Source organism: Pedobacter sp. AC190 (assembly GCF_979258025.1).
Window position 1 is genome coordinate 3,114,102 of record NZ_OZ409824.1, and the last position, 20,866, is coordinate 3,134,967.

Consider the following 20,866-nt stretch of genomic DNA (forward strand, 5'->3'; position numbering starts at 1 on the left):
TTTTACTGATTCCAATTCATCAAGTTCTCTCGAGGAATTTCAGTGTTTTATAGCCCTTTTTGGCATGTTTTTTTTGGTAATAATGATCCCGTTTTAGAATTTTAGTATTCTTTTTAGATTTACTACGAATATCGTAAGTGCACCTTGCATTCTCATGTTTTCAAGGCCATAGGAATTTGCTCTGTCATATCCATGCACATTTTTCAATTCACTATTTTTCGCCTCAATTTTATATCTGTGTTTTGACTTTTCCCTGAAGTACTCGCTTTGTTGGAACATCTCCTGCTCTTTGTGCTCATCTGGTTTTATTGCAACCGAGTACGTCCTGCTTTTGGCTTCTGCTTTGTAGCAGCCATCCTTTAGCGGGCATACTTTGCATTTTTCGATATCGAAATAATAGGTCATAACCTGATTGCTCTTATCTACCTTTTTGCCCTGCACCCGTTTATACATGGCCAGGTGCCCTGCAGGGCATACGAACATATCAGCGTCTTTGTTGTAATCAAACTTTTCTTCCTCTTTTCTAGTACCATGAGTAATAGCAGGGTTCATCCTGGCAACGATCTTAATCTTATTTCCGTTCAAATCCTTAAGCTTGAGGTTGTTCTTGCCGGCATAGGCTGCATCACCTATGATAGTATCAACCTCCATTCCGTTGGCCTGTGTCTGGTTCAATAATTTTGGCAGCTCAGGACCATCGCCTTTCTCCCCGGAGGTAACAACAGCGGCCGTTATGATACGTTCCTCTGTCATTGCCAAATGAGTTTTGTAACCAAAAAAACTGCTGTCAGCTGTTTTATGACCAACCTTGGCATCCATATCTTTGGATATCACATAACTCTCCCGGGTATCTTCCACTGTTTCCTTTAAGAGGTTTAGCTTCTCTTTCACAGCAGGGATTTCACTTAATGCTTCATCAGACTCGATAAGTTTTTGTAACTCCTTGCAGTATTCTATTTCTTTAAGGATATCATTTGAATCATTTTTCTCAGGCATCTGCCCCTTGAAGTCATCATCCATTAGATACACTGCTTTTCGAAGCAGTTTCGAGCGTTGCCTGAGCACTTCAATAGGTGAATATGGATTGGATCTGGAAAGTGAATGCGTCGCATCGACAATGATGGACCTGGATTTAATAATGCCTTTTTCCAAGGCCAGGGAAACAGTTTTGCCAATTAGAAGGTTTAAAAGATCCATATCCTTAAGGCGGAGCTTTCTGAACTTGGTCAATGAGCTTGAATTGATCACATCTTCTTCTGGGGACATCTCCAGGAAATATTTGAAGGACATATCATAGCGGGAACGCTCTACGACATCAACATCTGAAACGGTGAATATGGTTTTCAAAAGTAGGTATTTGAACATGCGTACTGGACTCTCAGCATTACGCCCGTTGTCCGTGCAGTATCTATCCAAAAGCTCATCATATATAAAGCCAAAATCTATAAGCTCATTAATCTTGCGCAGTAAGTTCTCTTTGGGAACAATCAGGTCATAAAGCCTGGAAAACTCGCTAAACTGGATTTTTTGTTGTTGAAGAAGCATCTAAAAGCAATAATAATACACCTTTAAGATACAAAAAAAGGAGTAGAAAAACTAGTTCTCTACTCCTTTTATCCCATTTTAACAAGGGACTTTTTCAGTGCCCTCGGTTATTCGGATGACTTTTTTGGTTTAAATGGTTTAGAAAGCATTTTTGGTAAAAATTATTATATTTTTTCAAATGGCTGGAAAAGAAATACTTAGTTAAAACAAAACTTTCTCAAAATCAAATCATTATAAATCGTACCTTTGCGCCAAATGAAAAAAATAGTTGATTACAGAAAGCTTTTGAACGTGGACAAAACGGCTGAGCTTGCAGCGCTTAAGTCGGTTTATCGTACGTTGATGAAAGAATGCCACCCTGATAAATTTCAGGTAGAAGAAGAGAAATTAGCAGCAGAGGCGAGAAGTAAAGAAATTATCGAGGCTTATCATTTCCTGGTTAGCATTGCGCCAGAAACCCGTGAGCAAAATATCGAAACTTATACAGAAACGATTACAAATTCTAATATTTTAGATTTTGAATACAAACAATCTGTTTTAAATATTCAGTTTTTTGATGGCAGCGCTTACGAATATTTTGACGTGCCAAAAAACATTTATGTTAAATTGGTTAACGCAGATTCGCCAGGACGTTTTGCACGCCGCCATATTTGTAGTTCATATCCATATCGTAATGTAGCTAAGGTTGCAGAACCTGCTTAGTTCGATCAATAAGAATAAATAAAAAGACCTGCTATAAACAGGTCTTTTTTTATTTAAGATTTTATTTCTGTTTTTTGTGAATGGGAAACTTCCTCTTTGGAATCCTTTACCTCTGTACCAATTTCCATTTTGTTTTCTTTTCGGGGTAATCTTGGGATAGGAGCTCCGCCTCCTAAACCAATTGAGGCAAGCATAATTAATAATACCAGCCCACCCAACCTTAGTGTTCTTTTAAAATATCTCATTTTTCAATACATATCTATACATCCCATCTGCAAAAAAAAAATGCAGGTTATTAAGATTTCCGTTTAAAACGGTTAGTTACGAATGAAAAAACGGCGGCTCATTTGATTTGGACTCGCTAAAAGAAATTATTTTGTTTTGAAAGGTATGTGGAATTTTTAAGAATGAAATTTTGTAACCACATTTAACAAGCTTCGTTTTGATCAGCTTGTTATAGGTTAAAAGTTTGTAAAGGTTATCTTTAGTTTTTGTAAATGTGTTTCTTTTAACAGAAACCAAAGTGTTTTCGTTAATCGCTATCGCCGCTTTTCTGCTTTCGAAAAACTCCGTTTGAACTTTATGGTGATTTGAATAGGTATTGGCACTTACAAGTGTTAAAAACCCGCACAGATTAAGCAGGATTGTTATAACAACAACCCAAATTGAAAGCTTGTCTTTGCGATTATTCTTTTTAAACAGCATTTTACCTAAAGAACAATTAATTAATTGTTTAACATTGGCTTAAAGCGGTTGTCTTTATTTCTTAAATCTAAACCGCCTTCGTAAACAGATTTAAGGTTAATTAGATAAAAACTCCAGCCGTTATGGCAACCTAAGCGAATGTTTCTTTTCGAGTTTTCATCTGTAGGGATGTTTTTCTGCGTAAGTTCTACAATTGTATATTCGTGTTGTTCTTTTAGTTTTATATCAACCAAACAGTTACCAGCAAACGTAAATTGAACAAAATCTACATTATTTGCTTCCATAATTTTTCCGTTTTCTAAATCATCATACAAATACCAGGTCCATTTGTAGTTATCGCCTTTCAAAGCATTTTGTTCTTTGCTTAGCAGAACATTATTTTCGTCAGAAAATTCTGCATCGCTTAAAAACCACTTTTCTATTTCGCTTGCTTTTGTCCAGGCGTTATAAATGGTTTTACAATCTGTTTTTATCGCTATTTTTAGGGTGAAGCTAGTCCAATCAAAATTTTCCATAAGTAAAACTATTTTGTAAATACCAGACAAACAGGAGCGCCAACTTCAATTCTTTTTCCGCTATCGGTAAGTTTGCCAGTTATCGCATTGCGTTTAAAAATAACAACATTATTGGTGTATTGATGTGCGACCAGCAAGAATTTGCCACTTGGATCTATGGCGAAATTTCTGGGTCCTTTACCGAGGGTGCTTACCGTTTCAACAAATTTCAAGATCCCAGTAGGTAGAATAGAAAATACCGAAATGCTATTAGCATCGCCACGATTGGTTTCGTATAAAAATTTTCCATCAGCAGATACATGAATGTCTGCGCCGTCAATTTTGCCTGCAAAATCTTTAGGGGCGGTACCAATCTCCTGTATTTTGTTTAAAGTTCCGTTGTTATAATAAAAAGCTGTTATGCTGCCATTAAATTCGTGCGCTAAATATGCAAATTTGCCATTCGGACTAAAAGTAATGTGCCTTGGGCCAGTGCCAGGATTTGTTTTTAAAACACTTTTAATGGTTAAAACCTTGTCTTTGCTTTTCGGATTATAGTTGTAAGTATATACACGGTCTTCGCCCAGATCGTTTACAATTAAAAATTTCTTATCTGGCGTAAATTTAACCATGTGTACATGGGCGCTTTCTTGTCGGCCTTTAGTATCGATGCTTTTACCCGTATGTTTTATTACCAATGCTGCATTTGATAGCGAACCATTTGCCTTGCGTTTAAAAACAGCTAAGCTGCCACCACTATAATTTGCTACAATTACATTATCATTATCGGCTGTTAGGTAACATGGATCGGCACCTTCGCTATCTACTTTATTTAAAAAGGTAAATGCGCCTGTAGCTGCATTATACTTAAATGCACTAACGGTACTTGTTGGCCCAGTCTCATTAACTGCGTAAGCAAACTTCTTATCGGGCGAAAGAACTAAAAAGCTTGGGTTGGCAACATCTTTAGTTACTTGTTTTAATTTGGTGTTACCATTAATGGTGTTGAAATTATAAGTATAAATGCCTTCACTTTTTCCAGTATTGGTGTAAGTGCCAATTAAAAGGTTATAATTAGATTGTGCTAAAGCAATTACAGATAAAGACATAAGTAATAAAAGAAGGTTATACTTTTTCATGGATGTGATTTTGATTGATAACAAATATGGCAAAAATTGCGCCTAACAAAAAAGGCAATCTTTCGATTGCCTTTAATAATTTATTTAATAAGATGTTTAATCTGTATTAATTCATGTTCTTCAAGATAGCGCCATCTTCCGCGAGGCAAATCTTTTTTGGTTAAATTACCATAAACAACACGATCTAATTTTTCTACGTTATAACCTAAATGTTCGAAAATACGACGAACAATGCGATTTTTTCCGCTGTGAATCTGAATGCCAACTTCTTTTTTAGTACCACCAGCTACATACGAAATGTTATCTGGCTTAATTAAACCATCTTCAAGTTCTAAACCAAACTGAATTTTGTTTAAATCGCCTTGTGATAAAGATTTATCTAATTCGACATTGTAGATTTTAGTGATGCCGTTTTTAGGGTGCGATAACTTATCTGCTAAATCACCGTCATTTGTCATTAATAATAAGCCAGTTGTGTTGCGATCTAAGCGACCAACTGGGTAAATGCGCTCACGACTAGCTTTATCTACCAATTGCATTACAGTACGGCGTTCCTGAGGATCGTCGGTAGTTGTAATATAATCTTTCGGTTTATTTAATAATACGTAAACTTTCTTTTCGCGTTTAAGCAATTCGCCATTGTAACGAACCTGATCTTTAGCTGGATCTACTTTATGACCTAATTCGGTCACCGCTTCGCCGTTTACGGTAATAATACCTGCTGCAATTAACTCATCAGCCTTACGACGAGAGCAAATGCCAGCGTTTGAAATATATCTGTTTAGGCGAATTAAGCCTTTATCTTCATTAGTTTTGCGACCTTGTTTAATTACAGTTCTTTCCTCGCGGTTAAATTCTGTATCTCTTGGCTTAATTTCTTCGCGTTTCCTGAACGGTCTGCTATCTGCACCCTCTCTAGGTTTTACATCTCTAGAGCTTCCTGCACTAGGTTTGAAGTCGTCATTTCTTCCGCCTCTTGATTTGAAATCTTTGTAACCACCTTCTCTTGGTTTGAAGTCTCTGTCGCCAGTTCTCGGTTTAAAATTTCTCGAATCTCCATCCTTAGATTTGAAATCGCCTTCTCCTCTTGGTTTATAATCTCTTGCACCACCATCTTTTGATTTAAAGTCTCTGTCGCCTGTTCTTGGTTTGTAATCTCTTGCACCACCATCTTTCGATTTGAAGTCTCTATCGCCAGTTCTTGGTTTGTAATCTCTCGAGCCACCTTCTCTCGGTTTGAAATCTCTATCGCCAGTTCTTGGCTTATAATCTCTTGAGCCACCTTCTCTTGGTTTAAACTCGCGTTCGCTACCTCTTGAAGTTGAATCTTTTGATTTGAATTCACGATCTCCGAATTTAAAGCCTTTAGCTTCTCCATCTTTCGATTTGAAATCTCTGTCGCCTCTTGGTTTGAAATCTTTTTTGTCTCCGAATGATTTTGATTTGAAATCTTTACCGTCGTTGCTTCTAGGTCTGAAGCCAGTATTTGAATCGGATGATTTTTTGAATTTACTGTCTTTGTCTTCTGATCTTTTTCTGTCAGAACCACCAGCACTGCTTCTGCCTTCGGTTTTTCGGCTTCCCGGTTTGGACTTGTCATCCCGACTGTTCCTGTTGTTTTTATTTATCATGATACGCTTTTAACCGCACCTAAAATGCGGGCTGCAAATTTATGTAAAATAGCTGAAATTAACAATCAGAAGAGCTGATAAAATTTTGTCAAAAAATAGCCTCTAAAATAGGGAAAAAGCTTCGAAAATCAAAATTTAAAATCCACGTTTAAAGCGGTTTAGGGGTCGATTTTCACGGTTATTTCTGTAACTACTTGGTAGTCTGACTATTATTTTTTACCTTTGCGAACGTTTTTTATAAGTTCACCAAAAAAAGGAGGAAGATGTTAAAGAAACACATAGTACCATTTTCGGTAGTGGCAGCACTATTTATTATGGCAAAAGTGTTCGCTTACCAAATGCCCTTAGCACAAAAAAGTCTTTTAAAAGAAGAAAAATTAAACACTACAATACCCCCAACTGAAAAACCAGAGGAAGAACCAAAATCTTTAATGGCTCAGTTAAATTTTGCCGAAGAAACCTTGCCATTAGGCGATAAAAGGGTAGAACGCAAAATGAAAAAAATCCTTGCAGCTCATACCTATGGCAATACGCAAACCCATCGTTTGCAGCGAAAAGCTGCCGAATGGTTTCCGATTATTGAGCCAATTTTAGCCGCTTATGGAATTCCTGATGATTTTAAGTATTTAGCTTTAGTAGAATCGGGTATGCAAGGCGGAGTTTCTCCAAAAGGCGCAGCTGGTGTTTGGCAATTTATGCCTGGTACTGCACGTTCTTACGGATTAAAAGTTAACGGAAGAACTGATGATCGCTATAATTTGCGTAAATCTACCGTTGCAGCTTGCAAATACATTAAAGAAATGTATGTTGGTTTAGAAAGCTGGACATTGGTTGCTGCGGCATACAATGTTGGCGATGGCCGTTTGCGCAAACAGATTAATAATCAAAATCAAGACAATTATTACAAAATGAAACTTAACACCGAAACAGGTGGTTATGTTTATAAAGTAATATCCATGAAACAGATTATTGAACATCCTGTTCGCTACGGTTATGCAAAACCGAAAGAGTTATTGGCATATAATGCCGAATAGTAAATAAAAAACAGAGCATTTGGTAAAGCGTTCCGATTATTCGGAACGCTTTTTTTGTGAGATTTAATCTATCTCTACATCCTCTACCGTTAGGTTTCCAGGGAAATCGGAAGCTTCTGCACGAAGGTAACCACCGCTAAAATCTGGGTTAACAATGGTGCAATTGTATCGCCAATCCAGATTATTGGATTGTACATTTGCTGTTCCAGATTCAATTAGGTTGCCCGATGCAGAATAAATTGAAACCTTAACGGCTGTAACTCCAAAATTATCAACAGCCCTTACTCTAATATAATCACCAACCAATCCGTTGTACTCGGAAATATCTACCGCTTTAATTTGCGGGGCTTTGCAAAAATCGGCAAGTGCCAGATTATAGACTGAAATTCCAGGCTTGGCCAACCTTTTATATCTTGCTGTTAAATCCGCATTGGCGATCACACCTTTGGCATAAACGACCCCATCTCTAAATTTCTCTTTTGTTCTTTCCCGTTCAATCGTGTACTTGGGGTTAATAATCTTTTTTCTTCGCTTTGCGATAACCGTTTGATTTTCGCCGAAATTTTTAAATACAACCAGATTGCCAATTTTGCCTCTGGCGCCAAACATTACTTCGTTGTTTTCTGACTTTGCCATCTTCTTTAATTTTTAGTGAAACATTTATTTCTGTAGCTGCTTTATTGCTTCCACAATTCAAAGGTGAGCATAGCCAGAAAATTGCCTGACGCATTTGTACCATTTTGGCGTAAATACTCACATTTGTCTGCTTTTGTCGTTTTTATTTGTTTAAAACACCGTCGTTTCACGCTCGGTATACCGTCGGTATGCCGTCCGTATACCGTTTAGAACCGCAAAAAAAAAAATGTAAAATAGGTAACAGGAAAGTTTTTTTAACTTGAGTTCAGTTTTTTATGAGCTTAGGTAAACTTCAAAATTTAGACTTAACTAGTGATTTTTTTAAAATTGGCAAGGGTGATTCGGTAAGCTTTACGAAAATGGCAATAGGGTATTTACCCCTGCTTAACAGTATGCTAAATCTTTGTAATTCGTTTAAAAAGAAGAATTTACTGCTTAATTTTGGATTATTGAATTTGGTTAAACTAAAGAACTCAAAAAAAACAATGAAAAGAATTACACTATATGCTTCCGATTTAGTATTAATCACGGGAAAAAGTGGTCGTACTTGTCAGCGCATATTTCAGCAAATCCGTGATACTTTCGGTATTAAAAAAAATCAAGTGGTAACTGTTTATCATGTAAGTGATTTTCTAGGGTTACCATTGGAACAGGTTAATGCTTTTATACGGTAGTTGTTCGTTTTTAGTCTATCGTTGTTTGTTTTTCTCCTTTCCTTTCAAATTCCTTTCTTTGCAATATGTATAAACTGCAAATAGAAAAAATAACATCGCAGCCAGGCGATAATATTACCATTCAGCTTAAAGCTGTTGAAGGTGATTATCCAAAATACCTTGCTGGTCAGTTTATATCGCTAATTTTTCAGGGGAAACATGGTGAGATAAGGCGGTCATATTCTTTTAATAGTTCGCCTGATGTTGATGAGCCAATGGCAATTACTGTGAAACGGGTAGAAAATGGTGAGATTTCCAGGTTATTACACCACAAAACTGCTGCGGGTGATATTCTTTTTGCTCAGGAGCCTCAGGGCTTGTTCACTTATTTGCCTCAAGAAAATCTTGAACGAGATGTTTTTCTCTTCGCTGCGGGCGTAGGTATAACGCCTTTATTTTCGATTATGAAAACTGCGCTCGTAACGGAACAGCGATCAAAAATCACATTAATTTATAGTAATCGTTCTTTAGAAGATACTTTATTTTACAAGGAGATCAGCGAATGGCAGGCAAAATATCCCGATAGGTTAAAAGTAATCTGGATTTTTAGTAACAGCAAAAATTTAATGACCGCGAGGTTAAACAAGTTTTACATTGATAAACTGCTAAAAGAACATTTGGTTTTTGATAGAAATGATGCGCTATTTTATACCTGTGGACCAGTAATATATATGGATTTGTGCCGGATTACCTTATTAGGGATGGGCTTTGATATTACACAGATAAAACGCGAAACTTTTGTTTTACCCGAGGATGAAGTTGATGAAGACGATAGTACGGAAAAAGTAGTAGATCAGAATACCTATTCGGTTATCTTAAATTTTAAAGGCGAAACCTATAATCTCGATATTCCGTGGCCAAAACGGATTTTAGATGTTGCGCTCGAAAATAAAATCAAATTGCCTTATAGCTGTAGAGGTGGTGTTTGCAGCACTTGCGTTGCAAACTGCACAAAAGGGAATGTTCGTATGGATTATAACGAAGTTTTAACCGATGATGAATTGGAAAGGGGTAGGGTTTTAGTTTGCACTGGCCACCCAACCGAAAACGGAACGACTATAGAGTGGTAACCGCTTTAATTATAAATTTAATAAATCCTTTTACTCGGCATTTTGATTAATCAGTTGCATCATATTGCTATTGAATGAAGTAAGTTTGGTATTCAAAGTTGCGAAAAAAACTAAATCGGCGTTTTCTACTGCGATAATTGCCTTTTGCAAAACAAGCTCGCCATTGCTGGTTAGTTTAATTGTTTTTGCCCTGGTATCTGTGTCATGTTCCTGCCTTGAAAGAAAGCCTTTTTCTTCCAGGGTTCTTAAAACTTTTGATACCATCATCCTGTCGCTATTACTTTGATTGGCAATATCAACCTGGGTAACGATATCGTTTTTTTTAGACAACCAACCCAATGCTGCCAGCAATACAAATTGCGTTTGAGTTAAATCTAAGGGATCCAATACTTTTTTTAATTTGCGCTGCCACAATAGGGTTACCTGGCCGAGTAAATAACCTGGGCTATCGCCTGGGCTTTTAAAATGAAATTCAATTTCTTTAGACATGATGATGTTGAAGCATTTGTGATGAAATTAGATCGAAATCGTGTTGTTTAATTTCAAAGAAACCAAATCGAAATGGATAACCCCAGCTTTTTTTATTTTGGATGAAATCTAAATCATTAATTAAAGGTAGAATAGAAACGTCTACACCAGGCATAAATTCGATATTGCGCCTTGAAGGGCAAAAGTTTTCCGAAACCTGAATCTGGTAAATTTCATCATCCATAACATTTCCTACCGCTGTAAATTGCTGGCATTTCTCGGGCCTATTCAAAGTTTGCTTTCCAGAATAATAAATTACGTAATCGCCCTTTTTCATTCTTTTTAATGGTGCTATCTTGCCATGGCAGGTTTGTGCAATTCCTTCAGCGATTCCTGTTTTTACATGATCTTTTGAAGCTACAATTATCCAGTATTTTGGTTCCCGTTCCATAATTTGGGTGTTATTTTGTTTCCAAAAAAGTAAGTTTATAGCCGTCGATGTCTTTTACATGAAATGCTCTACCGAAAGGTGTTTCTAATATCGGCCCAGCAGTTGTTATTCCACTCGCAATGTATTTCTCTTTTAGTTCATCTACATTTTCGTTAACAGCAAACCAAAGCGCTACACCAGTGCCCAAATCTTTATCTTCTAATGGTTCGAGCGGGGTACGAATTGCAAAGCTTGCCTCGCCTTGGTTGTACTTGAAAACGCAGGCCTGAGGGTTTGACATTTCTGATAATTCAAAACCTAGCTTTTCTGTATAAAAGGACTTTGATGCTTCTAAATCTCTAACCTGAAGAGATACAAAATCTAATTTTCTCATTCTATTTATTTTAGTTGTCGCAAATATAGTATATGCGACAACAATAAATGTAATTATTTTTATTTTTTTTTATTTGGACATTATTATCTCTTCTATTTGGGTTTTAGATCGATATTTGTTGATAAAAAAAGGAATTGATAACCTATTAAAAGCAACGCTTAGCTTGTAGGAAAAAACATATATAGCTCTTAATAATGCCACCATTGATAAGCAGAATTCAACTCGACAATTTGATTAAAAGTTCAAGGAGCTGAAATTGCGGGCATAGCTTTAGTATTTTATCCTTTTTTCGATATAAATTTTATCGCTTCCTGAATGTTTTTATCTAAAAGTAAATCATCAAAATTATCTCCTTTCGAAATTGGAATATCTGGAATAATCTGTTCGTAATAATTCCCGTTTCGATCGCTGTCGTACGAAGTAGTTAAAGCCATCATGATATCAAAAGGTAAAGGCCAGGGTACATTTCCTGTAGTTGCGCCATAGGTATTTGAGCCTATAAAAATAGTGTTAGGCCTGCCTTTAAATGCCAATGCGGTAATTTCTCCTGAACTCGCGGTTGTTATGCCTGTAATTACCGCAACTTTAGTTTGATCTAGTAATACTCCATTAGGATTGATGGAGGCTGTAGTTTTGCCATTATATTGATATTTACCTTTACTAAATTTAGATTTACTGATTGGTTTTTTATTTACATCAAGCGAACCCCACAACTCATTGTCGCCAAGAAAATCATACAGTGCCAAAAGCATTGGTGCTTCGTTGCCGCCAGAATTAAAGCGCAGGTCAATAATCCAACCTTCGGGATTGTTTTTGGTTTTTATAGCCGCAATTTGATCGTATAAAGGTTGTGCAATCTTGTGGATGTTACCTGCGCTGAGATCAAAAAATAAGATGTTTGGCATTAAAATGTAGCCATACTTTTCGTTGATTACTTTTGCTTCAAAAACTGGTTTAGTTGCATATTTCTTTTTCCATTGTTCAGAATAATCATCTAGTGATATTTTTTTTCCTGTGGCCGCGTATTTATTTTTCTTATAGTAAATATTGCAGTGTGTGGCGCCGATTTTATCAAACAATGGTTTTATCTCATTTAGCGAATTTTTAAAGTTATCGTACGGAGTTAAGTTTTGCCTGGTTTCGGCTTCAACACCTGGCCAGTTTACCGTTTTCTTATGTAAGTAATTCTTTTTTAATGTAGAAAAAAGCTCATTGTAGAATACCTGGATGCTATCTTGTGGTGTTGGTTTTTTTTGTGCAGTTAGATGGAGCGATAAGCTTAATATAAAAAGTATTCCAAACGTTGTTTTCATTTAGTTGATTTTAAATAGTACTGGGGTTAAGAGGATTGGTGAAATCGAGATAAATTTACTGAAAGATATTAACGGTGTAGATAAATTCCATCAGATTTTGCCAAACCTTTGTTAGGCATAGTGGCGATTATACGAACTTTGCATCTCTCGTCAGTAAAAGGGTTGTATGAATTTCCATCAAATTTTGCCAATCCCTTGTTATGCGCAGTTTTTTTCGTTCGTCAAATTTGTTGTCTTAAAATATTGTTCAATTCATCCGATTTATTAAGTGTCATTAAATGTCCGCCATTTTTTATTGTAAAGTTGCATTTTACAAATTTCAGTGGTAAAATTCGGTCGCTTGTTCCGTGAATATGGAAGATATTTTTAATTTGAATTTGGTTTGTCCATCTTGCAACTTTGTCGATAGCCCATTTCAAAAACATCGGGTTAGTGTCAATAAGAATTTGTTTTAAAAGTTGTTTGTCAAAAGTAGAAGTTGTCCCGAAAAACCAGTTTGTAAACAAGTTTGAGCTTTTCAAAAGTGGTGTCGGCAAAAGTTTGTGAAGTCTAAGTTGTCCAGCGAAACGATAATAATATGGAATTTCAATTTTAGTTTTTGCAGAAGCAATTAAAATCACTTTTTCAGTCTCAATTTGTTTTGCAACTTCAACCGCTATAATTCCACCAAACGAAAGTCCAATTAGTGTCGGTTTTTTTGTCGTGATTTGGGCAAGAAGCCGTGTCGAATAGTTTTCGATAGTTTCTTTGTCTTTCGGAATAATCCATTTTACAAAAGTTGTCTTGAAGTCAGAAAAGTCAAGTTTTTGAAAAACTCTTTCGTCTGCTCCAAGTCCGCTAAATATGTAAATTTCATTTGTCAAATCTTTGATTGTTTAGGTGTCGTTCTAAAATTGCCAATAACGTTTTCGGGGCTTGGCGATGGTGGGCTCGGATTAAATTCCTATGCAATATAACAGGTTGAAGATGAATTTCCGCCAATTTTGTAAAACCCCTGTTAGGTGAAGGGCGATTGCTTATACTTTTTCTATAAACGCGGGAAAGATTCTATAAATATCTAGGTACTCGTTGTCAGTAATGCTTGTTATAAATTTTTCTGAACCACCGATGTATGTGAATGGCAAATCGTAATCAGTTACTAAGCACCACGATTTATCGTCAGGGAAAATAGCAGTTGGGTTATCTCGTACTCCATCATTATCTTTTAACTGCTCCAGCTCAGAGAGCTTGCCACTGTAGATTTTATCTTCCTCCCATTTACCTGTCTTTAAAATACAGTAGTAATAGTTAGCTACGACGTCCCCATAACTTTCTATAAGCCGGTTTCTTACAAACCCTAACTGTTCATCACTACAATCACCCTCTTCTGGAAAGTTGATGTAAGATGGCCAATCATTCACAATTTCTAATCTTATTTTTTCTTGTATTTCATTGGATGTTTTAAGGTCGAAATCTTTGTTAAATATTCCGAACGACTTTGTCCAAGAAATTGGCTTTAAGTTCTTTTCGAACGTTTGAGATTTTGTGCTATTAGTTAGTTTGTTTTCTCTTAGCTCTAAATCAGCCCAGAAAGGGTGAAGTATTAGTGCATAGCTCTCAAAAATTAATGGGCAACATACTGTTAATAAATACCAATAGGCATTCTGCTCGTTCTGAATACCATCTACTTCAACGTTTGGACCTAGAGATGCCTGGCGTTTTATCCAGCCGGGAAGGGCATTGTTTTTGAGAATCATTTAGTCGATGAGTTTTAAAGGTATTGTAGGTATGCGCCCAGTATTGCACCCAACGCCCCGGGGCTTGCCGAAGTTGTTGGGCTTGCATTAAATTTCTATGCAATATAACAGGTTATGGTTGAATTTCCGCCAATTTCGCAAAACCTCCTGTTATGTGCATAAACTATTCGTAAACATTCCACTCAAGATTTTCTTCCAAGCAGAGTGCTTTATATGTCTGAAAAGCAAACTCAGATAGTCGCTTAATGAGTTTCTCAAGTTTTTTATACTCAAGTTGTATTTTTATATAATCATTGTCTATTTTGGAGTAATCAAATAGCATGTTAAAAATACCTAAATGATGGTTTGATCGGTTTATTTTAGTGAATTTTATAATGGAATTTGAATGTACAATTGAATGTCTTACTTCAGATAAAACTATCCATAATTCACTGTACCCAATATTTAAATTATTCTTTTTGGATTGATTGGCAAAAGCCTTTCCTCCAGTTTTCTTTAATATATTAAACAGTTTCTCCCCGCCTGGCATTGTTTCTCTGTTTAATGATTCATTCTTCCTGAGCATGGAGCCTATATATTCCTTCAAATCAATATTGCTAGTTGATTTATTAAAAAGAGAATCTTTAAGATATTTTTCTAGTGCTTCAAAGGATTGAGAATAAATTAGACAGCATTCGCGAGATATTATATCTCTAATTTCTTGTGAATAATTCTCTTTGGATGTTTCTTTCATTATTTTAGTGTGAAAGTTGATTTCCCAGCCATTGTCAGTTGGGCCAGACCAATCACTTATAATCAAAGAAGATCCTGCTCGGTATGTAGCACCTTCTTGTGAGTAAACTTTCGCATCCTTAGTAAGTACAGCATTCAGTCTGTTGGTAGAGTGTCTGTAATCCAATAAGGTCGTGAAAAATGCTTCTAAATGTATTCTATATTGATTGCTCATTTTCTTTATACAAAAAAGTAAAATTAAACGATTATATCCAGTTAATCTCCGACTATTGGATTTTCTTTTCTCATTTCTATGTTGCGAAGTTTGTTGGAAATCCAACGATTATTATTTTATTTACAATATCCTAGGCGAGCAGTTGAAAGTACTGTATGTTTTCGGTTTTCCGAAGGACTTCGCAGCGACCTGGGTTTTTAAAAGAATTGACTATGCGAAGTCCAAAAAATCATGATGTGATTGCCGTTCGGCAACCTAAAATCGTCTAAGAACTACAACCAAACAAAACCTGTAAATGCGGAGCTTGCGAACCCAGAAAGCCAAAATTACCTGAGGGTATGAGGCGACTAAAAATTCAGCCAAAGCATATGCAATCCACTTGGAATAGGTCAATTGTCCCACAAATATTATTGCAAGGAGAGTGGCTACGCAAAACTGGGTTTGAACACCACGACCACGTAATTATTACCCAAAAGAAAGGAAAGTTAATTATTGAGTTGGAGAAAGAAAATTAAGTTAAGGTGTCGGGCAATTTGTCCGACATTTTTATGAATACTGGAACGGTTTTGCGCTATGAGGGGTATGCGCCCTGTATTGCACATAACGTTTCGGGGCTTTGCGATAGTGGGGGAAATCAGGGTACGTCAGCCCAACCTTATACTAAAGATAAATTGAAAAACTGAACTTGAGCCTTTGTTCTTCAGCCCCCATTTTGGCAAACCACTGTTAGCGGTAGGTGTTGTCTGTCAACCGCTTAAAGTATGCTTACAATAACGTGATGTTTTGTCGATACAGCTTTTTTATAAAAGTCAAGAATTTCGGTTAGTGCTTGTTTGAATTCTCCAATTAATTGTTCCTTGCTGTCCTGCTCAATTCCCTTTGGATATACTTTATTTTTTTTCAACGCTTTTGGGTCGAAATTACTTGCAAGTTTGTCAAGCTCGATTTTTTCAATTGCAGTTATTATTTCTGTCAATTCTTCATTTTCTGTGCAGGTAATAAAGTCAGCATCTTCATCGTCAATGTTGAAGTTGTGAATACCAACAATAGCCTCGCTTAATTTGTCGCCCTCAATAGGTTCAGATGCAGAAACTCCTGTCAAAAAGCAATGAAGTGCGTCCCAAACTTTGTCAATGTCCATACATTCAAACTTTCCGCTTTCTTCTATTTCAAAAAGTTTGTTAGTCAAGTCTTCGTTATTTAATTCCATAAGAGAATTTAAAGTCTCTTCGTCAACCATAAGATATTCAGCAATCATTCCCATATTTAATATTCATTTTGTCAAGTTGTTGTTCGTGTATAAAGGCGGGTCTGTAAACTTACCACTAACGTTTCGGGGCTTTGCGATGGTGGGGCAATCGAAGCGAAAATCTTCAATTTTGCACAAAAGTTCAATCGAAGAACAGCCGTTGAACTTTGCAGTTTCGCCCCACTATTGCAAACGGCGAAGCCCTCACCGAAGGTAAACCCTTGTAATGCTCAGTTTTTTTTAGTTTTAAGTGTTCCAAATTAGTTTTCCATCAAAGTCAATTTTATATTTTGTTTTATAAAAGTCTGTAAGTAAAATTCCGTCTTTTTCAATTTTAAATTCTTCTTCGTTGTCTATACTGACAAAAATATCTGCACCGCCAAATTCCCATTTTTTGTTTCCGTTTCTGTCAAGTTTTGTAATTTGTAACTCTCCGTGAATGATATAATCGTCTTGTTGCTTAAATATTTGAAAACAAGTTGCTTGGTCAGCTTGTATTTTCCATTTTAGTTCGAGGTTTGGAAGTGTCAAACAAAATATTGTGTCGCAACAGCAGAGCAATAATTGGTCGTTGTTGAGTAGCGAAGAATTTTGATGAATTACTGTTGCACCACCAGAACCAATTATTATACAGCTGTCAATAATTTGGTCATTTTGATAAACTTTTATTCCGTGTTTAGAAGTTGGAAATTCTTTCGCTCCGTCGCCAAAGTAATGTTTTGAATAAATGAATTCATTGTCGGTCGAGTTAAACGTGTAAGTCGGTTCGTCAATTAATTCTATTGTTAAATTTCTATATTGGTGTCGGTTCATTTTGTTTTTGGGTGCGTCGTTCTAAAATAGCGCATAACGTTTCGGGGCTTTGCGATGGTGGGGCAATCGAAGCACAAATCTTCAATTTTGCACAAAAGTTCAATCGAAGAAATACCGTTGAACTTTGCAGTTTCGCCCCACTATTGCAAACGGCGAAGCCCTCACCGAAGGTAAACCCTGTTAGCTGTTGTTTTTATTTCCATTCGTCTCTTAGTTGTCGCCATTCTTTCCAAAATGTCAAGTATCCTTTTTTGTCAAAGTTGTCTGTTGGAATTGTCTTTGGCAAACTTGTTTTATAAAAATTCTCAACTTGGTCTGCGAAGTCCAGAACTATTTTTTTATAAGTGTCTTTGTCAATAGTTGCTTCTTGTCCGCTTTCAGTTAAGTGCTTAATTTTATTGTCGTCTGTATGCATAATTGTCCAATCAATTCCGCTTGGGCAACCACAAATATTTACAAAGTCATTTTCATCTTCTGCTATTATAAAGTGTCCGCAACAAGGAAGTAATTGACTCGCATAGTCGTCTTTTTTATAATTTTCTTTTAATGTCCGCATTAAGTACAAAGCTGTTGCACTTAATGTTACGTCTAAACTGTCTTTGTCTGCAACAACTTCGTCTCCAATTTTTACAAAAACGTGTCCGTGTGCACAAAGGTCTGTTCTGTCGTCAACGTCCTTTATCCAATGAAGGTCTAATATTTTTATGTCAAAATTGTTTTCTGTCATTGTTTGTGGAGTGTCTTTCTAAAATAGCATATAACTTTTTACGGCTTGGCGATTTGGCGGCAATCGAAGCACAAATCTTGAATTTTGTACAAAAGTTGAACCGAAGAGCTGCCGTTGAACTTTGCAGTTTCGCCCCACTATTGCAAACGGCGAAGCCCTCACCGAAGGTAAACCCTTGTTGTGCGTTCGTATTTTTTATACATCTTCATTTTCGTCAATTAAAATTCTGGGTACACAAATATGCAATGTCTTGTCAAAACACTCTGGATGTGAAAATATTCCTTGCATTTCTGTTGGTTCTGTTGTCTTCCAAAAAGATATTTGTATAGATTGTTTAAAAGATAAAAATGTGCACTTCCCAAAATTCAGACCATTTAAAAGTAGAATTCTAGACCGAGCGCAGCGAGGCTATTAGAAAAACTATTAATTTTAATTGGTAATATGAAAAGAATCAAGTTTACGGAATCCCAGATTGTAAAAGCAATCAAGGAACATGAAAGCGGCAAAAACGTTCATGATCTCTGCAGAGAATTAGGAATTAGCACTGCAGCCTTTTACAAATGGCGCCAAAGGTATGGCGGAATGGAAGTCAAAGAACTATCGAAATTAAAGGCGCTGGAAGAAGAAAATGCACGTTTAAAGAAGATGTATGCGAATCTTAGCCTCGTGCATGAAGTTTTCAAGGAGGCTGTAGAAAAAAAGCTTTAACGCCTGACGAGAAAAGGGATCTAGTGGATGAAATGGTAAAAAGGATTAGCCACCGTCAGGCCTGTAAATGCGTTGGATTGAACCGAAGCAAACATTATTATCAACATAAACGACGCGATGACAGTGAAGTAGTTGATGCGCTTTCAGTTCTTGTTGAAAAGCACTTTTCCATAGGCTTCTGGCAGTGTTATTACCGATTGCGTCGAAAAGGGCTTAAATGGAACCATAAAAAGATTTATAGGATTTATACCTCAATGAGGCTTAATATCCGGCGCAGGGCAAAGAAGAGGCTGCCGGAAAGAGTCAAAAAACCCTTATTTGTGCCAGAAACGGTGAATGAGGTATGGTCTATGGATTTTATGAGTGATGCGCTTTGGAATGGAAGGAAATTTAGGTTGTTGAACATCGCTGATGATTACAACAGAGAGATGCTTACTATGGAGATAGATTATTCACTTCCAGCATTGCGAGTTATAAGAGCCTTGGATGAGCTAAAACAATATAGGGGGCTTCCAAAAAAAATAAGAATGGATAATGGGCCGGAGTTCATCTCGCATAAGCTCGATGAATGGGCAAAGGAAAACAATGTTGAACTGGTGTTTATCCAGCCAGGAGAGCCAACACAGAACGCATATATTGAAAGATTGAATGGGAGCATCAGAAGAGAATTGTTAAATGCCTACATATTTCACTCCCTGGATGATGTAAGGGAGAAAGTGGAAGAATGGATGGTGGATTACAATTACCATCGACCACACCAGGCATTAAACTTCAAATCTCCTATAGATCTATTGCAGGAAATTTGAGGACAAAATTATACTTTTGAATGGTCTGAAAAACAGGGGAGCTTACAAACTCTCTCCACAAAAACAACAAATTAGTTCGTCCGTTTCGCTCATTGCTAGATTTATAAATTTGTCCATTTAAAAGTTTCAAAAATTTCTCCTTTTTCTTGTTCGTCAACTTTTGTTTCATTTTCATTATCTATGTGAAAATAACCACGAAAATTGGAATAAATAATGTTCAATTTATCACTAAATAAATTCTTCATAAATTTAATAGCGACTTCTATTTCTTCGTTTGGTAAATTGGCTTCAAATAAACTCATATGAGTATGCCAGTCGCATTCTGTCAAACCTGAAAATCCAATCGTAATTTCTTTATCCTGTGTTGTCAACCAAAATGTAACATTCCCTTTTTTACTTTTATAATCAATGTCAATTATATCATTTGGTTTAACAGTACAGAAGTCTTTAAGCTGTGGAAATTCGGCAACTATTTTTGAAATAACATAATCTGTAAATTCTTTTTGTTCCATTCTCAATGGTGTTTCTGTAATATGACGCACAACGTTTCGGGGCTTTGCGAAGAAGCGGAATTCGAAGCACTAAAATGTCTGCCAGCACTAAACTTGATAAGAAGCAAAAAGCTTCATTTAAGCACTGAACCCGCTTTTTTGCCAAACGCCTGTTATGCCCAGTTATTCTTTCATCCATTGTAGTTCGATATATTTTGTACAGTCGTTTTTCATATCCTCAAAACAGTCGAGTAAAATTGCTGAACCACCTTTTTTCAATACGTCTTTAACTATTTCGTACGTTTCTTCTGCTCCTTTTGGGTCTTGTCCGGCTACGTCAAAAATAATATTGTCAGTCTTTGAAAGTGTAGCGTATAAACTTAGCAATCGCCTTGGATTTCCAGCGAGTGTATTGACTTTTGTCTTTTCGTTTATCCAATTAATTTCATAAATTTTTGTCGCATATGGATTGTCTATATTTGAATTCTTTTTTAAGTATTCTCCAACTGTCACTGGATAAAAAAGCCGTCTTAGTTTCGGTTCAATAAAATGCTCCACAAATGTCAATTTTTATGCACAATAACATTTTCGTCTTTTGTCTTACCACAAAAAATGTCTTTGAGAAACATTTCTGTCTCGTTAAAATGTTGTCCATTGAATAAATACAAAACAACGATTTCTCCCACGTTCAGGTGGAACGGGGGTATGTAAAAAGTGCCTGTCTTTATTCCTTTATTTTCAATTAGCATTCTGTCGTCTTATAATTGGACATAACGCCCCGAGGCTTTACGAAGTTGGCAGTTACGTTTAATTCCTATGCAATATAACAGGTTGAAGATGAATTTTCCGCCAATTTTGTAAAACCTTTGTTAGGCGACGTTATGCACGGTCATCTTCAATAGTTTCTGATTACAGATTAGTCTTAAACTAGCTACATCTGCGTTATTAATTTCAAAAAACTCATTTATAGTCTCTATTCTCCTTTTATTAGATGCATTATCTATAAAAACTTTTATTATATCTGAATATTCGATGTTCCTACTGACGAAAGGAATTAGACTATGTAGCCTTACATTTTCATCGTTGAAACTTATTTTATAATAACTTCTTTTGATC

General features: G+C 36.3%; 24 protein-coding genes. 6 read left to right on the forward strand and 18 right to left on the reverse strand.

Going from position 1 to position 20,866, the window contains the following annotated elements; genetic code table 11:
- Positions 1–93: 93 nt before the first annotated feature.
- On the reverse strand, positions 94–1,545 hold the full coding sequence (locus ACZZZI_RS13670; RefSeq protein ID WP_463489149.1) for an IS1182 family transposase: 1,452 nt from the start codon (positions 1,543–1,545) through the stop codon (positions 94–96).
- 255 nt (positions 1,546–1,800) lie between these two features.
- On the opposite strand from ACZZZI_RS13670, the gene ACZZZI_RS13675 reads away from it, so the two are divergent.
- Positions 1,801–2,247, forward strand: coding sequence for a KTSC domain-containing protein (locus tag ACZZZI_RS13675; protein ID WP_316756270.1), 447 nt, complete (start codon positions 1,801–1,803; stop codon positions 2,245–2,247).
- Positions 2,248–2,300: 53 nt separating this feature from the next.
- Here the strand turns inward: ACZZZI_RS13675 and ACZZZI_RS13680 are convergent, their stop codons facing one another.
- From ACZZZI_RS13680 to ACZZZI_RS13695, 4 genes are all read right to left on the reverse strand, one after another.
- Positions 2,301–2,492 (reverse strand): hypothetical protein, encoded by a 192-nt coding sequence (locus ACZZZI_RS13680; protein ID WP_463489699.1) that lies wholly within the window; start codon positions 2,490–2,492, stop codon positions 2,301–2,303.
- Positions 2,493–2,972: 480 nt separating this feature from the next.
- The gene (locus tag ACZZZI_RS13685) at positions 2,973–3,467 is read right to left on the reverse strand and encodes an SRPBCC family protein (protein ID WP_463489700.1); all 495 of its coding nucleotides are present in this window, start codon (positions 3,465–3,467) and stop codon (positions 2,973–2,975) included.
- 8 nt (positions 3,468–3,475) lie between these two features.
- Positions 3,476–4,585 carry a lactonase family protein gene (locus tag ACZZZI_RS13690; protein WP_316756274.1) on the reverse strand — a complete coding sequence of 370 codons (1,110 nt, stop codon included), beginning with the start codon at positions 4,583–4,585 and terminating at the stop codon, positions 3,476–3,478.
- A gap of 80 nt (positions 4,586–4,665) precedes the next feature.
- Entirely contained in the window at positions 4,666–6,216 is a 1,551-nt protein-coding gene (locus ACZZZI_RS13695; protein ID WP_463489701.1) for a pseudouridine synthase, read from the reverse strand.
- A gap of 263 nt (positions 6,217–6,479) precedes the next feature.
- Between ACZZZI_RS13695 and ACZZZI_RS13700 the strand changes: the two genes are divergently transcribed.
- Entirely contained in the window at positions 6,480–7,250 is a 771-nt protein-coding gene (locus tag ACZZZI_RS13700) for a lytic transglycosylase domain-containing protein (RefSeq protein WP_316756278.1), read from the forward strand.
- A 63-nt stretch (positions 7,251–7,313) separates the two neighbouring features.
- On the opposite strand, the gene ACZZZI_RS13705 is transcribed toward ACZZZI_RS13700, so the two are convergent.
- The gene (locus ACZZZI_RS13705) at positions 7,314–7,886 is read right to left on the reverse strand and encodes a hypothetical protein (RefSeq protein ID WP_463489702.1); all 573 of its coding nucleotides are present in this window, start codon (positions 7,884–7,886) and stop codon (positions 7,314–7,316) included.
- A gap of 275 nt (positions 7,887–8,161) precedes the next feature.
- Between ACZZZI_RS13705 and ACZZZI_RS13710 the strand changes: the two genes are divergently transcribed.
- The gene (locus tag ACZZZI_RS13710; RefSeq protein ID WP_463489703.1) at positions 8,162–8,560 is read left to right on the forward strand and encodes a hypothetical protein; all 399 of its coding nucleotides are present in this window, start codon (positions 8,162–8,164) and stop codon (positions 8,558–8,560) included.
- A gap of 65 nt (positions 8,561–8,625) precedes the next feature.
- Positions 8,626–9,669, forward strand: a complete 1,044-nt coding sequence (locus ACZZZI_RS13715) for a 2Fe-2S iron-sulfur cluster-binding protein (protein ID WP_463489704.1) — start codon at positions 8,626–8,628, stop codon at positions 9,667–9,669.
- Positions 9,670–9,699: 30 nt separating this feature from the next.
- On the opposite strand, the gene ACZZZI_RS13720 is transcribed toward ACZZZI_RS13715, so the two are convergent.
- From ACZZZI_RS13720 to ACZZZI_RS13750, 7 genes are all read right to left on the reverse strand, one after another.
- Positions 9,700–10,158, reverse strand: coding sequence for a MarR family winged helix-turn-helix transcriptional regulator (locus ACZZZI_RS13720; protein ID WP_463489705.1), 459 nt, complete (start codon positions 10,156–10,158; stop codon positions 9,700–9,702).
- Complete coding sequence (locus ACZZZI_RS13725) at positions 10,151–10,588, reverse strand: EVE domain-containing protein (RefSeq protein WP_463489706.1); 438 nt, start codon at positions 10,586–10,588, stop codon at positions 10,151–10,153. Before ACZZZI_RS13725 ends, ACZZZI_RS13720 begins: the two co-directional genes overlap by 8 nt.
- Before the next feature lie 10 nt (positions 10,589–10,598).
- Positions 10,599–10,961 carry a VOC family protein gene (locus tag ACZZZI_RS13730; RefSeq protein ID WP_316756289.1) on the reverse strand — a complete coding sequence of 121 codons (363 nt, stop codon included), beginning with the start codon at positions 10,959–10,961 and terminating at the stop codon, positions 10,599–10,601.
- 278 nt (positions 10,962–11,239) lie between these two features.
- Complete coding sequence (locus ACZZZI_RS13735; protein ID WP_463489707.1) at positions 11,240–12,274, reverse strand: S41 family peptidase; 1,035 nt, start codon at positions 12,272–12,274, stop codon at positions 11,240–11,242.
- A gap of 221 nt (positions 12,275–12,495) precedes the next feature.
- Complete coding sequence (locus ACZZZI_RS13740) at positions 12,496–13,137, reverse strand: alpha/beta hydrolase (RefSeq protein WP_463489708.1); 642 nt, start codon at positions 13,135–13,137, stop codon at positions 12,496–12,498.
- Between the two features lie 153 nt (positions 13,138–13,290).
- Positions 13,291–14,010: a hypothetical protein gene (locus tag ACZZZI_RS13745; protein WP_463489709.1), complete on the reverse strand. Its 720-nt coding sequence runs from the start codon at positions 14,008–14,010 to the stop codon at positions 13,291–13,293.
- Positions 14,011–14,173: 163 nt separating this feature from the next.
- Positions 14,174–14,956, reverse strand: coding sequence for a hypothetical protein (locus tag ACZZZI_RS13750; RefSeq protein ID WP_463489710.1), 783 nt, complete (start codon positions 14,954–14,956; stop codon positions 14,174–14,176).
- A gap of 368 nt (positions 14,957–15,324) precedes the next feature.
- On the opposite strand from ACZZZI_RS13750, the gene ACZZZI_RS13755 reads away from it, so the two are divergent.
- On the forward strand, positions 15,325–15,471 hold the full coding sequence (locus ACZZZI_RS13755) for a SymE family type I addiction module toxin (RefSeq protein WP_463489711.1): 147 nt from the start codon (positions 15,325–15,327) through the stop codon (positions 15,469–15,471).
- A 239-nt stretch (positions 15,472–15,710) separates the two neighbouring features.
- Here the strand turns inward: ACZZZI_RS13755 and ACZZZI_RS13760 are convergent, their stop codons facing one another.
- The 3 genes from ACZZZI_RS13760 to ACZZZI_RS13770 all read right to left on the reverse strand — a co-directional run bounded on the left by ACZZZI_RS13760 (position 15,711) and on the right by ACZZZI_RS13770 (position 17,745).
- Complete coding sequence (locus ACZZZI_RS13760; RefSeq protein WP_463489712.1) at positions 15,711–16,220, reverse strand: YfbM family protein; 510 nt, start codon at positions 16,218–16,220, stop codon at positions 15,711–15,713.
- Between the two features lie 231 nt (positions 16,221–16,451).
- The gene (locus ACZZZI_RS13765; protein WP_463489713.1) at positions 16,452–17,018 is read right to left on the reverse strand and encodes a hypothetical protein; all 567 of its coding nucleotides are present in this window, start codon (positions 17,016–17,018) and stop codon (positions 16,452–16,454) included.
- A 193-nt stretch (positions 17,019–17,211) separates the two neighbouring features.
- Entirely contained in the window at positions 17,212–17,745 is a 534-nt protein-coding gene (locus ACZZZI_RS13770) for a hypothetical protein (protein WP_316756301.1), read from the reverse strand.
- A 441-nt stretch (positions 17,746–18,186) separates the two neighbouring features.
- Here ACZZZI_RS13770 and ACZZZI_RS13775 point away from each other — a divergent pair.
- Positions 18,187–19,259 (forward strand): IS3 family transposase gene (locus tag ACZZZI_RS13775; RefSeq protein ID WP_463489714.1). Its coding sequence is split into 2 segments (ribosomal slippage): positions 18,187–18,448 and positions 18,448–19,259, totalling 1,074 coding nucleotides; the frame shifts between segments, so codons are not numbered across the junction.
- A 101-nt stretch (positions 19,260–19,360) separates the two neighbouring features.
- Here the strand turns inward: ACZZZI_RS13775 and ACZZZI_RS13780 are convergent.
- Both ACZZZI_RS13780 and ACZZZI_RS13785 read right to left on the reverse strand, forming a co-directional pair.
- Positions 19,361–19,771 carry a hypothetical protein gene (locus ACZZZI_RS13780; RefSeq protein ID WP_463489715.1) on the reverse strand — a complete coding sequence of 137 codons (411 nt, stop codon included), beginning with the start codon at positions 19,769–19,771 and terminating at the stop codon, positions 19,361–19,363.
- 162 nt (positions 19,772–19,933) lie between these two features.
- Positions 19,934–20,308, reverse strand: a complete 375-nt coding sequence (locus ACZZZI_RS13785) for a hypothetical protein (protein ID WP_463489716.1) — start codon at positions 20,306–20,308, stop codon at positions 19,934–19,936.
- Between the last annotated feature and the right edge of the window lie 558 nt (positions 20,309–20,866).